Source organism: Arthrobacter oryzae, from assembly GCF_003634095.1.
In the GTDB taxonomy this organism is placed as follows: domain Bacteria; phylum Actinomycetota; class Actinomycetes; order Actinomycetales; family Micrococcaceae; genus Arthrobacter; species Arthrobacter oryzae.
Genome location: NZ_RBIR01000002.1, coordinates 395,381 through 411,416, shown reverse-complemented (window position 1 = coordinate 411,416; position 16,036 = coordinate 395,381). Strand labels below are relative to the sequence as shown.

Annotated in this window: 10 protein-coding genes; 8 read left to right on the top strand and 2 right to left on the bottom strand. The window is 64.2% G+C overall.

Annotated features, from left to right (window positions below; translation table 11 throughout):
- The first annotated feature begins 79 nt into the window (after positions 1–79).
- The 6 genes from rplK to C8D78_RS06190 all read left to right on the top strand — a co-directional run bounded on the left by rplK (position 80) and on the right by C8D78_RS06190 (position 6,222).
- Positions 80–511 (top strand): 50S ribosomal protein L11, encoded by a 432-nt coding sequence (gene rplK, locus C8D78_RS06215; protein WP_018773647.1) that lies wholly within the window; start codon positions 80–82, stop codon positions 509–511.
- Between the two features lie 140 nt (positions 512–651).
- Positions 652–1,359, top strand: a complete 708-nt coding sequence (gene rplA, locus C8D78_RS06210; RefSeq protein WP_120951180.1) for a 50S ribosomal protein L1 — start codon at positions 652–654, stop codon at positions 1,357–1,359.
- Between the two features lie 237 nt (positions 1,360–1,596).
- On the top strand, positions 1,597–2,706 hold the full coding sequence (locus tag C8D78_RS06205) for a GNAT family N-acetyltransferase (RefSeq protein ID WP_120951178.1): 1,110 nt from the start codon (positions 1,597–1,599) through the stop codon (positions 2,704–2,706).
- Positions 2,707–3,059: 353 nt separating this feature from the next.
- Positions 3,060–3,653 carry a 50S ribosomal protein L10 gene (gene rplJ / locus C8D78_RS06200; RefSeq protein ID WP_120951176.1) on the top strand — a complete coding sequence of 198 codons (594 nt, stop codon included), beginning with the start codon at positions 3,060–3,062 and terminating at the stop codon, positions 3,651–3,653.
- 77 nt (positions 3,654–3,730) lie between these two features.
- Complete coding sequence (gene rplL, locus C8D78_RS06195; protein WP_120951174.1) at positions 3,731–4,105, top strand: 50S ribosomal protein L7/L12; 375 nt, start codon at positions 3,731–3,733, stop codon at positions 4,103–4,105.
- A gap of 263 nt (positions 4,106–4,368) precedes the next feature.
- Positions 4,369–6,222 carry a bifunctional metallophosphatase/5'-nucleotidase gene (locus tag C8D78_RS06190; protein ID WP_120951172.1) on the top strand — a complete coding sequence of 618 codons (1,854 nt, stop codon included), beginning with the start codon at positions 4,369–4,371 and terminating at the stop codon, positions 6,220–6,222.
- A gap of 97 nt (positions 6,223–6,319) precedes the next feature.
- On the opposite strand, the gene C8D78_RS06185 is transcribed toward C8D78_RS06190, so the two are convergent.
- Both C8D78_RS06185 and C8D78_RS06180 read right to left on the bottom strand, forming a co-directional pair.
- Positions 6,320–6,808: an aminoacyl-tRNA deacylase gene (locus C8D78_RS06185; protein ID WP_120951170.1), complete on the bottom strand. Its 489-nt coding sequence runs from the start codon at positions 6,806–6,808 to the stop codon at positions 6,320–6,322.
- A 109-nt stretch (positions 6,809–6,917) separates the two neighbouring features.
- Positions 6,918–8,117, bottom strand: coding sequence for an acetyl-CoA C-acetyltransferase (locus tag C8D78_RS06180; protein ID WP_120951168.1), 1,200 nt, complete (start codon positions 8,115–8,117; stop codon positions 6,918–6,920).
- Positions 8,118–8,500: 383 nt separating this feature from the next.
- Here C8D78_RS06180 and rpoB point away from each other — a divergent pair, with 383 nt between their 5' ends.
- Positions 8,501–12,016, top strand: coding sequence for a DNA-directed RNA polymerase subunit beta (gene rpoB, locus C8D78_RS06175; protein ID WP_120951166.1), 3,516 nt, complete (start codon positions 8,501–8,503; stop codon positions 12,014–12,016).
- A 105-nt stretch (positions 12,017–12,121) separates the two neighbouring features.
- Positions 12,122–16,021 (top strand): DNA-directed RNA polymerase subunit beta', encoded by a 3,900-nt coding sequence (locus C8D78_RS06170; RefSeq protein WP_120951164.1) that lies wholly within the window; start codon positions 12,122–12,124, stop codon positions 16,019–16,021.
- Positions 16,022–16,036 lie beyond the last annotated feature (15 nt).

Here is a 16,036-nt window from a genome sequence, read left to right as displayed (position 1 = left end):
GCCGGCCGCCTTGCCATGGCGGCCACCAACCTGAGACACGCTCCTGTGTCCCAGGACGTATTTGAGAGAAGGACCTACATTGGCTCCCAAGAAGAAGGTCACCGGCCTCATCAAGCTGCAGATCCAGGCAGGTGCCGCTAACCCGGCCCCGCCGATCGGTCCTGCGCTTGGCCAGCACGGTGTCAACATCATGGAATTCTGCAAGGCGTACAACGCTGCGACGGAAGCCCAGCGCGGCAACGTTATCCCCGTGGAAATCACGGTCTACGAAGACCGTTCCTTCACGTTCATCACCAAGACCCCGCCGGCCGCAGAGCTCATCAAGAAGGCTGCAGGCGTCGCCAAGGGTTCGGCTACCCCGCACACCGTCAAGGTTGCCAAGCTGACCCAGGCCCAGGTCAACGAGATCGCCACCACCAAGATGGAAGACCTCAACGCCACCAGCCTCGAAGGCGCAGCGAAGATCATCGCCGGCACCGCCCGCTCCATGGGTATCACCGTCGAAGGCTAATAGCCTTATCCGCCGGGCAACCGGCACCACCTAAATAACTAAGAGCGGAATTCCGGAACGGATAAACCAACCGGAATGCCGCCTGTGGCAGGGCCCAGCGCGGTCCGCAGACCACAACTGCACAAGGAGAAATAAGCAGCATGGCAAAGCGCAGCAAAGCATATGAGGCAGCCGCAGCCAAGATCGACGCGGAGAAGTTCTACGCGCCGGTCGAGGCAGTGACGCTCGCCAAGGACACCAACCCGTCCAAGTTCGACGCCACCGTTGAGGTCGCTTTCCGCCTGGGCGTTGACCCTCGCAAGGCCGACCAGATGGTCCGCGGCACCGTTATCCTGCCGCACGGCACCGGTAAGACCGCCCGCGTCCTCGTCTTCGCAACGGGAGAGAAGGCTGAAGCAGCAATCGCTGCCGGCGCCGACTTCGTTGGTTCCGATGACCTGATCGAAAAGATCGCAGCCGGCTGGACCGACTTCGACGCCGCCGTCGCCACCCCTGACCTCATGGGCAAGGTTGGCCGCCTCGGTAAGGTCCTGGGTCCGCGTAACCTGATGCCGAACCCGAAGACCGGCACCGTGACCGCTGACACCGCCAAGGCTGTCAACGACATCAAGGGCGGCAAGATCGACTTCCGCGTCGACAAGCACTCCAACCTGCACTTCATCATCGGCAAGGTGTCCTTCGACGCCCTGAAGCTGGCCGAGAACTACGCAGCCGCACTGGAAGAGGTCCTGCGCCTCAAGCCGTCCGCTGCCAAGGGCCGCTACATCCAGAAGGCCACCGTGGCCACCACGTTCGGCCCGGGCATCTCGGTTGACCCCAACGTCACCAAGGTCCTGACCGAGGTCTAAGCCTCACCGGACAAACAGCGTCACCAGTTTCAAGCAAAAGGCCGTCCCGCAACCGCGGGGCGGCCTTTGGCGTACCGGCAGTCGGGGACTCGCAGCGGCCGGACGCCGGGCGGCACCATACCGGCCTGCGTCACCAATGGAACGCCGGCGCAAACCAGCATATGCTGACGGTTGAAGCCCGGTTTGAGCCGGGCGGAACCGATGGCGGGTGGCGGAACGGCTGGAATGGTGCCCTCTATGGCAAACGAAGTACGGATTGAGCAGCTGTGGATTCCCGATTCCCTTGACGCGCCCGATGCCGCCGACTTTCTCGCCGCCGTCGAAGTGGGCCGAAGGGTCCGGATGCAGACGTGGGGTACTGATGACCTTGCCTACGCGCCCCAGGAGAAGCTCCTTGAGATGGCGGACCCCTACGAACGCCAGGTGATTCTCGTGGCTAAGATCGACGGCGTGATCGTCGGGACAGCGGACATCGCCCTGCCGCTCGTGGACAATCTCGACCTGGCCGAGTTCACCCTCGACATCCTCCCGGAATACCGGCGCCAGGGCGTGGGGCGCCAGCTGCTGGAGGCCGCCGAGCATTTCGCCCGGGACGAGGGCCGCCACACGATCCTGATCGACACCAACCATCCCGGATCCTCGCTGCGGGACCCGGACGCTGAACAGCTGGTGCCCGGCAGCGGCGTCGGGTTCGTCCCGCTGGGAAGCCGCGATGTGGAATTCGCCCGCCACACCGGCTACACCCTGCAGCACATCGAGCAGTTCAGTTCGTGCGCCCTGCCGCTGGACAGCAAACTCGTTGCAGAACTTGAGGCCGAGGCCGAGGAAGCCAATGCCGGCCGCTATCGTCTGCACCACTGGACGGACCGCTGCCCGGACCAGTGGCTTGAGGCCGTCGCCGCCCTGGAGAACCGGGCAGGGGAGGACGAGGTGCCGGGGGTCGAGGCCGGGGACATGGTGTTCGACGGCCGGATTCTCCGGGAGGCGGAGGAAGTAACCATTGCCCAGGGCCGCCGGACGGTGGTCACCGCCGTCGAGCACATTGCCAGCGGAACGCTCGTGGGCCTGACCACCATCAGCGTCCTGGCGCTGCGCCCGGACGTCGTCTTCCAGGACGATACGGTGGTGCTCCAGGAACACCGCGGCAACAAACTCGGCCTGCTCATCAAGGTCGCCAACATGGAACGGCTCAGCGAACAGTTCCCGGACGCGCGGGTCCTGTACACGTGGAACGCCCCCGAGAACCGCTACCTCCTGAAGGTCAACCAGCAGCTCGGATTCACGACGGCGGGCGTGACGGGGCTGTGGCAGAAAGACCTGCCGGACTTCGGGCCGACTGTCAGCTGAGGGACGGCAACCGCCCGACAGTCAGCTGAAGGACGGCGCCCGCCCCGGTCCAGGGCGCCCGATTTGGAACACGCGCACCGTGTCCCGTAAGCTGGGGGGACCAAAGACCGTCGGTTGTTGGAAATCCACTCTCCCAAGCAAGACTCAATTCTGCAGTCGCGCCGGGAGAACGCAGTGGTTTTCCGGACGAAGGACCCTGAACATAGGGCGGCCGGCGCAGGTGAACGAAGCAAAGCTCCGCGGTCATGGTTCGCGTCGAGACAAGCCCCGTGCATCTGCGCGGGGCGTTTTTAGTTTTTAGCTCTTTTGAGCGGGGACCCGGACACACCGGCACTATCCCCGGAAGGAGGGTTATGGCAACGCCTAGCAAGGTTTCAGCAGTAGCTGAGATCACTAACGATTTCAAGGAATCGAACGCCGCTGTCCTGACCGAATACCGCGGGCTCACCGTTGCACAGCTCAAGCAGCTGCGTGTCTCTCTCGGCCAGGACACCAAGTTCTCGGTCGTCAAGAACACCCTGACCGCCATTGCAGCCAAGGAAGCTGGTGTCGCAGCATTCGACGATCAGCTCGCCGGCCCCACTGCAATCGCGTTCATCAAGGGTGACGCAGTTGCCGCTGCCAAGAGCCTGACGGATTTTGCCAAAGCCAACAAGCAGCTGGTCATCAAGACCGGTTACTTTGAGGGCAAGGCACTGAACGCCAGCGAAGTTGCTGCCCTGGCAGCACTCGAGTCCCGTGAGCTGCAGCTCGCCAAGGTTGCAGGCATCCTCAAGGCTCCTGCCGCCGCTGCTGTACGCATCATCGACGCACTGCGCCTCAAGCTTGAAGAAGAGAACGGTGCACCGGCAGAAGCCGAAGCGCCCGCCGCTGAAGAAGCTCCCGCAGCAGATGCAGCAGTAGAGGCTGAAGCTCCGGCTGAAGCCGCAGCCCCCGAAGAGAACTAAACCTCTTCTCCATAAGACTCCGGTGCAACAGCGGGCCTCAGGCCCGCCGGGCACCACTATAGGAAGGACGCCACACCATGGCGAAGCTCACCAACGAAGAGCTCATTGAAGCTTTCAAGGAACTGACCATCATCGAACTCTCTGAGTTCGTCAAGCTCTTCGAAGAGACCTTCGAAGTAACCGCTGCTGCTGTTGCCGTTGCTGGCCCCGCTGCCGGCGCTGCTGCAGAAGAAGAAGAGCAGACTGCATTCGACGTCGTCCTGGAGCACCCGGGCGACAAGAAGATCGCAGTGATCAAGGAAGTTCGCGCCATCACTTCCCTGGGCCTCAAGGAAGCCAAGGACCTGGTTGACAGCGCTCCCAAGGCTGTTCTCGAAGGCGCCACCAAGGAAGCTGCCGAGAAGGCAAAGGCTCAGCTCGAAGAAGCTGGCGCCCGCGTTACCCTCAAGTAACTTCCGGCATCCGGGTCCTTCGGGGTCCGCACGGTTCCACGGAAACCCCGTCCACTCAGGTGGGCGGGGTTTCCTGCGTTTCCGGGCGTGTTTCGGGCGTTTCGCCCGGAGTTTCTCCGGGCGCGAGTGAGCATCGCGGGCGCCAGGTGAACGGTGTCCAAGGATTTGGCAAAGTTTTTCTGAGACCCCTGTCGCAGTTGCATGTGCGCCCCTAGACTGTGGATTTGTGCCCACCGGCCCCTACGCTCAGGAGTTCACCCACCATGTCGAACCCACACGATTCGCCCTCCCGCCGCGCGATGCTCACGGCAGCGCTCGTGGGCGGCAGCGCCGCCGCAGCCGCCCTGGCAGGAGCCCCCGCAGCCCAGGCCGCCGACAAGCAGTCGGACGGGGGCACTGCGGGCGGCAGGAAAAAATTCACCCTGACGGTGCTTGGCACCACCGACCTGCACAACAACGTCTTCAACTGGGACTACTTCAAGAACGTCCCCTATGCCGATGCCGCCGGGAACAAGATCGGGATTGCCCAGGCCGCGACTTTGATCAACGCCATGCGGGCCGAGCGCGGAGCGGCGAACACGCTGACCATCGACGCCGGGGACACCATCCAGGGCACGCCGCTGGCCTACTACTTCGCCAGGATCAAGCCCATCTCGGCGACCGTGAAACACCCCATGGCGCTGGCCATGAACGCGATCGGCTACGACGCCGCGGGGCTGGGCAACCACGAGTTCAACTACGGCGTCCCCCTCCTGCGCACCTGGGAAAAGCAGCTGGACTTCCCGCTTTTGGGCGCCAACGTCCACGACGCCGTGTCCGGCGGCCGCGCCTTCACCCCTTTCGTCCTGAAGCGGGTCAGGACGGACAACGGCTGGGTGACGGTCGGTCTGGTCGGCTTCGTAACGCCGGGCTGCGCGCTCTGGGACCGTGACAACGTCCAAGGCAAGCTCGACTTCAACGGCATCGTCGAAGAGGCCCGGGTTGTCATCCCGCAGGTGTTGGCCGCCGGCGCCGACGTCGTGATCGTCACCAGTCATTCCGGGGCGACGCCCGGATCCTCCTACGGCGATGCCCTGCCGTTCCCGGAGAACGCCTCCACCCAGCTCGCCGAGGAAGTCCCCGGCATTGACGCCATCCTGGTCGGACACGCCCACCTGGAAATCCCCGAGCGCTTCGTCACCAATAAGGCCACCGGCAAGCAGGTGCTGCTGACCGAGCCGCTGAAGTGGGGCATGCGGGTCTCCGTCATGGACCTCGAACTCGCCAAAGTGCGGGGGAAGTGGACCGTGACATCGGCCCATTCGCACCTGTTGGACGCCAAGACCGTGGACCCCGATCCCGCCGTCGTCCGGGCCGTGCAGGCCGGCCACGAGGCCACGGTGACGTACGTCAATGAGGTCATCGGGACCTCGACGGCCCCGCTCAGCACGGCCACGGCCTGCTGGGAGGACGGCGCCGCGATCGACGCCATCAACTATGTCCAGGCCAGCACCATCAAGGCCGAACTCGCCAACGGTCCGGCGGCGGGGCTGCCCGTGCTGTCCATTGCCGCGGCGTTTTCCCGTGCCGTCGACGTCAAGGCCGGCCCGCTGACCATCCGTGACGTCGCAGGGCTCTATATCTTCGACAACACGCTGCTCTCCGTCAAGGTCACCGGAGCCCAGGTCAAGGCGTACCTGGAATGGTCCGCCCAATACTTCAAACCGGTGGCCACCACTACGGCCGCGGCCCAGGACGTCACCAACGCCGTGACCGCCACGGCCCCGAACGGCACGCCGGACTACAACTACGACGTCGTCTATGGACTGGACGCGCCGCTGAACTATGAGATAGACCTCGCCCGGCCGGCAGGGGACCGGATCGCCAACCTGAGCTACGATGGCCAGCCGCTGCGGCCCGACCAGGAATTCGCCCTGGCCATCAACAACTACCGGCAGAGCGGCGGCGGCAACTTCCCCGCGGTAAAGAGTGCGCCCGTGCTCTCCAACAGCCAGCAGGAGATCCGGCAGCGCATCATCGACTACGTCGTGGACCGCGGAACCCTCGACGTTGCCTTGTTCAGCCAGGCCAACTGGCGGCTCACCGTCAACGGGGCACCCCTCACGGTCACGGCCTAAGAACAACGCGGGGTCACTTCGCGCCCGTCCTGACCGTCCGGATGGGCCGGAAGTGACCCCGTGTTGATTGTTAGCGTTGTTTGTTAACCCGGGTGGGCTAGTTGGGGTCGGTGATATCGGCGACGACGGCGCCCAAGGCCGCCGTCAGGGCGTCCGCGTCGACGAACGCACTGTAGCCGTGTTCGCCGGCGCCCATGGAGATCCGCCGGCCCTGGATGCTCTGGTCGGCATAGACCGGCCAGGGGCGGGTGCTGCCGAGCGGCGTAATGGTGCCCCGCTCGTAGCCGGTGGCCTCGAAGGCCGTTTCCGCAGCCGGGAGCGAGAGCTTGTTGACGCCCAGCAATGCCCGCAGCTTGGGCCAGGAGATCTGCCGGTCGCCCGGGACCAGCGCGAAGAGGAAGCTGCCGTCCTTGTGCTTGACCACGAGGGACTTGACGATGTCCGCCGGACGGATTCCCAGGATGCCTGCCGCCTCCTCGAGGCTGCGGGCGGCGGAACGTTCCACGATCTCGACGTTCAGACCGCGGGCCGCGGCATCGGCCAGGAACCGCTCGCGTCCGCCGCCGGCTGCTGTCTGCTCTGCCATTCCGGTCAAAACCTCTCCCTGCTGCTCGTGCACTCTCCTGCGTTTCTGCGGGCACCCGCTCTCCTGGCCCTGCTCTCGGGCCCTGCTCTCGGGCTCTGCGGCCGCGGGTTCAGTCGCGGTAGAGCAGCAGCGCCTCGCCCTGTCCGCCGCCTCCGCACAGCGAAACGGCTGCCTTGCCGGTGCCCCGGCGCTTGAGTTCGTGGGCCGCGTGCAGGGCCAGCCGGGCGCCGGAGGCTCCGATCGGGTGGCCCAGGGCGATGGCTCCGCCGTGGATGTTGCACCGCTCCAGCGGGTAGTCGAGGTCCTTCAGGGACTGCACCGCCACGGAGCCGAAGGCCTCGTTGATTTCGATGAAGTCGAGGTCGGCGGCGGACCAGCCGGCCTTGTCCAGGGCGCTCTTGATGGCGTTGGACGGCTGGGAGTGCAGCGAGTTGTCAGGACCGGCCACCTGGCCCGGCTTGCCGACCACGGCGAGGTAGTCCAGGCCGTGGTCCTCGGCAAACTTCCGGCTGCACAGCACGAGGGCGGCGGCGCCGTCGGAGAGGGGAGAGGAATTGCCAGCGGTGATGGTCCCGTCCGTGACGAACGCCGCGCGAAGGCCGGCCAGGGATTCGACAGTGGTGTCCGGCCGGATGCCCTCGTCGGAGGTGACGGCGAGCGGATCGCCCTTGCGCTGCTTGACGCTCATCGGGGCGATCTCGCCGTCGAAGACGCCGTCCTTGGCGGCACGGGCAGCCCGCTGGTGCGACTGGGCGGCCACCTCGTCCTGGGACCTCCGGTCGATGCCGAGGGTCAGGTTCTTGGTCTCCGTCGACAGGCCCATCGACTGCCCGTCGAAGGCGTCGGTCAGGCCGTCGTGGGCGGCGACGTCGAGGGCCTGCACCGTGCCGTAGGCCCAGCCCTGCCGGGAACCGGGCAGCACGTGAGGGGCACGGGTCATGGACTCCTGGCCGCCGGCGACCACCACGGTGGCGTCGCCGCTGCGGATCATCCGGGCGGCGTCGATCACCGCGGTGAGGCCCGAAAGGCAGACCTTGTTGATGGTCACTGTGGGAACATTCCAACCGATGCCGGCGCCGATGGCGCTCTGGCGCGCCGGGTTCTGGCCCGCTCCGGCCTGCAGGACCTGGCCCATGATCACGCTGTCAACCTGGTCGGCCTTGACGCCGCTGGCGGCGAGGGCCGCGCGGATGGCGTGGGTGCCGAGTTCGACGGCGGTGAAGCTGGCCAGCTGCCCGTTCAGGCGCCCCTGGGGCGTGCGGGCGGCGGCGAGGATGACAACATCGTTGTTGTCTGCAGGATTGCTCATGGTCTTCTCTTCCCATCTACTTTTGTCTTACATCTACGTTATCGTGAGCCCCATCACGTATCCATTCGGCCCGGCCCCGGTCTCGGTGCGGCCCCAGGCAAATGTTGGTGCTTGCAATCCCGCCGGAAGTGGGGTAGACAAGTAGGTTGCTTTGCCGTATCGTAGATATTTGCGTCTTCCCTGTTTACCTTCAGCCTTCATATAGCGGTGGGCTTAGCCTGACAGCTGTTCCATCAATGTGCCGTCTACAACGTGCACCAGCATGGGCAGCGCGGGTCCCGGGTCATATAGCGGAACCGGACTGGTAGCGCTGCGGAGTCACTCTGCAGGGTGCACAACGGGGGAGATCTGACAACGCCTGAAGGTCTGTGGAAGGATCCCTCTTGGTCGCCTCGAGCACCTCTAATGTAAACAACGCTACCGCTATCAATGCCGACAGCACCGACGGTGCAACCCGCCGGCTCTCATTCGCAAAGATTCACGAACCCCTTGATGTTCCGAATCTGCTCGCCCTGCAAACGGACAGCTTTGACTGGCTGGTCGGAAACGAACGCTGGCAGGCGCGCGTGGCGAAGGCCGTCGAAGAAGGTGACCTCAGCGTCGCCACCACCTCGGGACTGTCCGACATCTTCGAAGAGATCTCCCCGATCGAGGACTTCCAGGGCACCATGTCCCTGAGCTTCTCCGAGCCGGAGTTCGCTGACCCCAAATACACCATGGCCGAGTGCAAGGACCGGGACGCAACGTACTCGGCTCCGCTGTACGTTAAAGCCGAATTCATGAACAACAACACGGGCGAAATCAAGCAGCAGACCGTGTTCATGGGTGACTTCCCGCTGATGACCGAGAAGGGCACCTTCGTCGTCAACGGCACCGAGCGTGTCGTCGTCTCCCAGCTGGTCCGTTCCCCGGGTGCCTACTTCGAGCGCACCGCCGACAAGACCAGCGACAAGGACATCTTCACTGCGAAGATCATCCCGTCCCGCGGCGCCTGGTTCGAGCTCGAAATCGACAAGCGCGACCAGGTCGGCGTCCGTCTTGACCGCAAGCGCAAGCAGTCCGTCACCGTGCTGCTGAAGGCCCTCGGCTGGACCGAAGGCCAGATCCTCGAAGAGTTCGGCCAGTACGACTCCATGCGCGCCACGCTGGAGAAGGACGCCACCGAGACCCGCGAAGACGCGTTGCTGGACATCTACCGGAAGCTGCGCCCGGGCGAGCCGCCCACGGTTGAGGCTGCCCAGTCCCTGCTGGACAACCTGTACTTCAACTCCAAGCGCTACGATCTGGCCAAGGTCGGCCGTTACAAGATCAACCGCAAGCTTGGCATCGACCGCTCCCTTGGCGACAAGGAAGCATCGGTCCTGCACGTTGAAGACATCGTGGCCATGATCAAGTTCCTGGTTGCCCTGCACGCCGGCGAGAAGACCCTCACGGGCAAGCGCGACGGCCAGGACCACGAGCTGCGCGTCGAGATCGATGACATCGACCACTTCGGCAACCGCCGCATCCGCGCCGTCGGCGAGCTCATCGAGAACCAGGTCCGCACCGGCCTGTCCCGCATGGAGCGCGTCGTCCGCGAACGCATGACCACCCAGGACGTCGAGGCCATCACGCCGCAGACCCTGATCAACATCCGTCCCGTCGTGGCAGCCATCAAGGAGTTCTTCGGAACCTCCCAACTGTCCCAGTTCATGGACCAGAACAACCCGCTCTCGGGTCTGACCCACAAGCGCCGCCTGTCCGCGCTTGGCCCGGGTGGTCTGTCCCGTGACCGCGCCGGCATGGAAGTTCGTGACGTGCACCCGTCCCACTACGGACGTATGTGCCCCATCGAAACTCCTGAAGGCCCGAACATTGGTCTGATCGGTTCGCTGGCTTCCTACGGACGCATCAACCCGTTCGGCTTCATCGAAACCCCGTACCGTCTTGTGTCCGAGGGCGTCGTCTCCGATGAGGTCAAGTACCTCACCGCCGACGACGAGGCCGAGGTCCTGATCGCTCAGGCCAACGCTCCGCTCGATGCGAACAAGAAGTTCGCCGAAGAGACCGTCCTGGTCCGTGCCCGCGGTGGTGGAGGCGAGCCCGTGCTGGTTCCCGCCGCCGACGTCGAGTTCATGGACGTCTCCCCGCGCCAGATGGTGTCCGTGGCTACCGCCCTGATCCCGTTCCTCGAGCACGACGATGCTAACCGTGCACTCATGGGTGCCAACATGCAGCGCCAGGCCGTGCCGCTGGTCCGTTCCGAGGCGCCGTTCGTCGGCACCGGCATGGAACGCGCCGCAGCCGTCGACGCCGGTGATGTCACCATCGCCAAGAAGGCAGGTGTGGTCACCGAGGTCTCCGCCGAGCTGGTCATCATGCTCAACGATGACGGTACGGAAACCAACTACCGCATCAACAAGTTCGCGCGCTCCAACCAGGGCAACTGCTACAACAACCGTGTCCTGGTGAACGAAGGCCAGCGCCTGGAGGTCGGCGGCATTATCGCTGACGGCCCGGCAACGGACCAGGGCGAGCTCGCCCTCGGTAAGAACCTGCTCGTGGCATTCATGTCATGGGAAGGCCACAACTTCGAGGATGCCATCATCCTTTCCCAGCGCATCGTGGCCGAGGACGTCCTGTCCTCCATCCACATCGAGGAGCACGAGATCGATGCCCGCGACACCAAGCTTGGTGCCGAGGAAATCACCCGTGACATCCCCAACGTGTCTGAGGAAGTCCTGGCAGGGCTGGACGAGCGCGGCATCATCCACATTGGTGCCGAGGTCGAGGCCGGCGACATCCTGGTAGGCAAGGTCACCCCCAAGGGCGAGACCGAGCTGACCCCGGAAGAGCGCCTGCTGCGCGCCATCTTCGGTGAGAAGTCCCGCGAAGTGCGCGACACCTCCCTGAAGGTTCCGCACGGCGAGTCCGGCACCGTGATCGGTGTCCGCGTCTTCGACCGCGACAACGACGACGAGCTGCCCCCGGGCGTGAACCAGCTGGTGCGCGTGTACGTGGCTGCCAAGCGCAAGATCACCGACGGCGACAAGCTCGCCGGCCGTCACGGCAACAAGGGTGTTATCTCCAAGATCCTCCCGATCGAGGACATGCCCTTCCTTGCCGACGGTACCCCCGTTGATATCGTCCTGAACCCGCTGGGTGTTCCGGGTCGTATGAACGTCGGCCAGGTGCTCGAGACGCACCTCGGCTGGGTTGCCAAGACCGGCTGGAAGATCGAGGGCGAGCCCGAGTGGGTCAAGCAGCTGCCGAACCTGCCGCGCGAGAGTGGCCAGACCACTGTCGCAACGCCGGTCTTCGACGGCGCGCGTGAAGAGGAAATCACGGGCCTGCTCGATTCCACCAACGTCACCCGCGACGGCGACCGCCTGATCAACTCCTCCGGCAAGACCCGTCTGTTCGACGGCCGCTCCGGCGAGCCGTTCCCGGATCCGATCTCGGTCGGCTACATGTACATCCTGAAGCTCCACCACCTGGTGGACGACAAGATCCACGCACGCTCCACCGGCCCGTACTCCATGATCACGCAGCAGCCGCTGGGTGGTAAGGCACAGTTCGGTGGCCAGCGCTTCGGTGAAATGGAAGTGTGGGCGCTCGAAGCTTATGGCGCCGCCTACACGCTCCAGGAACTGCTCACGATCAAGTCGGATGATATCCACGGTCGTGTGAAGGTCTACGAAGCCATCGTCAAGGGCGAGAACATCCCCGAGCCGGGCGTTCCTGAGTCCTTCAAGGTCTTGATCAAGGAAATGCAGTCGCTGTGCCTGAACGTGGAAGTTCTTTCCACGGACGGAACCACAATTGAAATGCGTGACTCTGATGACGCAGTCTTCACGGCTGCGGAAGAACTGGGCATCGATCTGTCTCGTGCAGAGCCCAGTTCCGTAGAAGAGGTTTAGCAGGTGGGGTTCGACGGCGGGTCACCACCCGTCGTCGAGCCTCCCCTCCCTCTTCCCGTAACCCAAGACTTCAGAATTTAGAGAACAAGAGAGAACAGGGACCATATGTCCAGCGAATCCTCCTTCGGCCTCATGCAGATCGGCCTCGCCACCGCGGAAGACATCCGTGGCTGGTCTTACGGCGAGGTTAAGAAGCCGGAAACCATCAACTACCGCACGCTCAAGCCCGAGAAGGACGGCCTCTTCTGCGAGAAGATCTTCGGCCCGTCCCGCGACTGGGAATGCTACTGCGGCAAGTACAAGCGCGTGCGCTTCAAGGGCATCATCTGCGAGCGGTGTGGCGTTGAGGTCACCCGTGCCAAGGTCCGCCGTGAGCGCATGGGCCACATCGAGCTGGCCGCCCCGGTCACGCACATCTGGTACTTCAAGGGCGTTCCCTCCCGTCTGGGCTACCTCCTTGACCTGGCACCGAAGGACCTCGAAAAGGTCATCTACTTCGCCGCCTACATGATCACGAGCGTCGACGCCGACAGCCGCCACGAAGAACTGCCCAACCTCCAGGTTGAGCACGACATCGAGAAGAAGCAGCTGATCGACAACCGCGACTCGGACATCGCCACGATCGCCCGTGACCTCGAGAACGAGCTCGCCCGTCTCGAAGGCGAAGGCGCCAAGGCTGCCGACAAGAAGAAGGCCCGCGACTCCGCTGACCGCCAGATGGCGAACGTCCGCAAGCGCGCCGACGCCGAAATCGAGCGCCTCGAGCAGGTCTGGGACCGCTTCAAGAACCTCAAGGTCGCTGACCTTGAAGGTGACGAAGGCCTGTACCGCGAACTGCGCGACCGCTACGGCATGTACTTCGAAGGCTCCATGGGTGCCGAGGCCATCAAGAAGCGTCTTGAGAACTTCGACATGCAGGCCGAGTCCGACATGCTGCGCGACATCATCGCCAACGGCAAGGGCCAGCGCAAGACCCGTGCCCTGAAGCGGCTCAAGGTGGTCAACGCGTTCCTGACCACCAACAACAGCCCGCTTGGCATGGTCCTGGACGCCGTCCCGGTGATCCCGCCGGAACTGCGCCCGATGGTCCAGCTGGACGGTGGCCGCTTCGCGACCTCCGACCTCAACGACCTCTACCGTCGCGTGATCAACCGCAACAACCGACTCAAGCGCCTGCTTGACCTCGGTGCCCCGGAGATCATCGTCAACAACGAGAAGCGCATGCTTCAGGAAGCCGTTGACAGCCTCTTCGACAACGGCCGCCGCGGCCGTCCGGTCACCGGACCGGGCAACCGTCCGCTGAAGTCCCTGAGCGACATGCTCAAGGGCAAGCAGGGTCGTTTCCGCCAGAACCTCCTCGGCAAGCGCGTCGACTACTCCGGCCGTTCGGTCATCGTCGTCGGCCCGCAGCTGAAGCTGCACCAGTGTGGTCTGCCCAAGCAGATGGCCCTGGAGCTCTTCAAGCCGTTCGTGATGAAGCGCCTGGTTGATCTCAACCACGCACAGAACATCAAGTCGGCCAAGCGCATGGTGGAGCGTTACCGTCCGCAGGTCTGGGACGTTCTGGAAGAGATCATCACCGAACACCCCGTGCTGCTGAACCGTGCACCTACCCTGCACCGTCTCGGCATCCAGGCGTTCGAGCCGCAGCTTGTTGAAGGCAAGGCAATCCAGCTTCACCCGCTGGTTTGTGGCGCCTTCAACGCTGACTTCGACGGCGACCAGATGGCAGTGCACCTGCCGCTGAGCCCCGAGGCCCAGGCCGAGGCTCGCATCCTGATGCTGTCCTCGAACAACATCCTGAAGCCGTCCGACGGCCGCCCGGTGACCCTGCCTTCGCAGGATATGATCATCGGTCTTTACCACCTGACCACCAAGCGTGTCGGTTCAGCTGGCGAAGGCCGGATCTTCTCCTCCGTCGCGGAAGCCATCATGGCCTACGACCTTCACGAGCTGCACCTGAACTCCAAGGTCAAGATCCGCCTCGAGGGCTTCGTGCCCTACGCCGGCTGGGAAGCCCCGGAGGGCTGGGAGCCCGGTCAGACCACATTGGTCGAGACCTCCCTCGGCCAGGTCATCTTCAACCAGACGCTGCCCGCGGACTACCCGTGGGTTGAGAACGTTGCCGACAAGGGCGAGCTGTCCACGATCGTCAACGACCTCGCCGAGCGCTACCCGAAGGTCGTCACCGCGGCAACGCTGGACAACCTGAAGGACGCCGGTTTCTACTGGGCCACCCGCTCGGGCGTCACCGTCGCCATCTCGGACATCGAGGTTCCCAAGGACAAGCCGCAGATCCTCGCCGGTTACGAGACCATGGCCGCCAAGATCCAGGGCCAGTACGACAAGGGCCTGATCGACGACGACGAGCGTCGCCAGGAACTGATCGAGATCTGGAACAAGGCGACCAACGAGATCGCCCAGGCGATGCGTGACAGCCTCTCGCCGATGAACACCATCAACCGCATGGTGTCCTCGGGTGCACGTGGTAACTGGATGCAGGTCCGTCAGATCGCGGGTATCCGTGGCCTGGTGGCCAACCCTAAGGGTGAAATCATCCCGCGTCCGATCAAGTCCTCCTACCGCGAGGGCCTGTCGGTGCTGGAATACTTCATCGCCACGCACGGTGCCCGTAAGGGTCTGGCTGACACCGCCCTGCGTACCGCCAACTCGGGTTACCTGACCCGTCGTCTGGTGGACGTATCGCAGGATGTCATTGTCCGCGAAGAGGACTGCGGCACCGAGCGCGGCCTGATGACCGCAATCGCGGTGGCCGACGCCAACGGCGTCCTCGTCCTGGACGAGAACGTCGAGAACAGCGCCTACGCCCGCACCCTGGCCGTGGACGTCGTCGACTCCAAGGGCAAGGTCCTGGCAGCGGCCGGCACTGACTGCGGCGACGTCGTCATTGCCGAACTGTTCGCAGCCGGCATCACCGAGGTCAAGGTCCGCTCCGTACTCACCTGTGAGTCCAGCGTCGGCACCTGCGCCCTGTGCTACGGCCGTTCGCTGGCCACGGGCAAGACTGTCGACATCGGTGAGGCAGTGGGCATCATCGCCGCGCAGTCCATCGGTGAGCCGGGCACCCAGCTGACCATGCGTACGTTCCACACCGGTGGTGCTGTTTCCGCCAGCGGCGGCGACGACATCACGCAGGGTCTGCCCCGTATCCAGGAGCTCTTCGAAGCCCGTACTCCGAAGGGTGTCGCGCCGATTGCGGAAGCAGCCGGCCGCATCACCATCGAAGAGTCCGAGCGCCAGATGCGTCTGGTCATCACCCCGGATGACGGATCCGAAGAGATCGCTTACCCGGTGCTGCGCCGTTCACGGCTGCTCATCGAAGACGGCGATCACGTCAGCGTCGGTCAGAAGCTCATCAACGGCCCGGTCGACCCCAAGCAGGTTCTGCGCATCATGGGCCCCCGTGCCGCGCAGAAGTTCCTGGTGGACGAAGTCCAGGGCGTGTACCGCAGCCAGGGCATCGGTATCCACGACAAGCACGTCGAGGTTATCGTCCGTCAGATGCTGCGCCGCGTCACGGTCATCGAGTCCGGCGAATCGGATCTGCTGCCCGGCGAGCTCGCCGAACGCAGCCGCTTCGAAGAGGCCAACCGCCGTGTTGTGTCCGAGGGCAAGACGCCGGCTTCAGGCCGTCCCGAGCTCATGGGCATCACCAAGGCGTCCCTGGCGACCGAGTCCTGGCTGTCCGCAGCTTCCTTCCAGGAAACCACCCGCGTCCTGACGCAGGCGGCCATGGAAGGCAAGAGCGATCCGCTGCTCGGCCTCAAGGAAAACGTCATCATCGGTAAGCTCATCCCGGCCGGCACGGGTCTCCCGCGCTACACCGAGGTCACCGTGGAACCCACTGAGGAAGCAAAGGCCAACCTGTTCACCGGCCCCAGCGCCTTCAGTGACTTCTCCTACGATTCCCTGGGTGGAGACGGAGCTCCCGAGTTCCACGCCATCCCGTTGGATGACTACGATCTCGGCAGCGACTTCCGCTAGCCGCTAATGCAACGC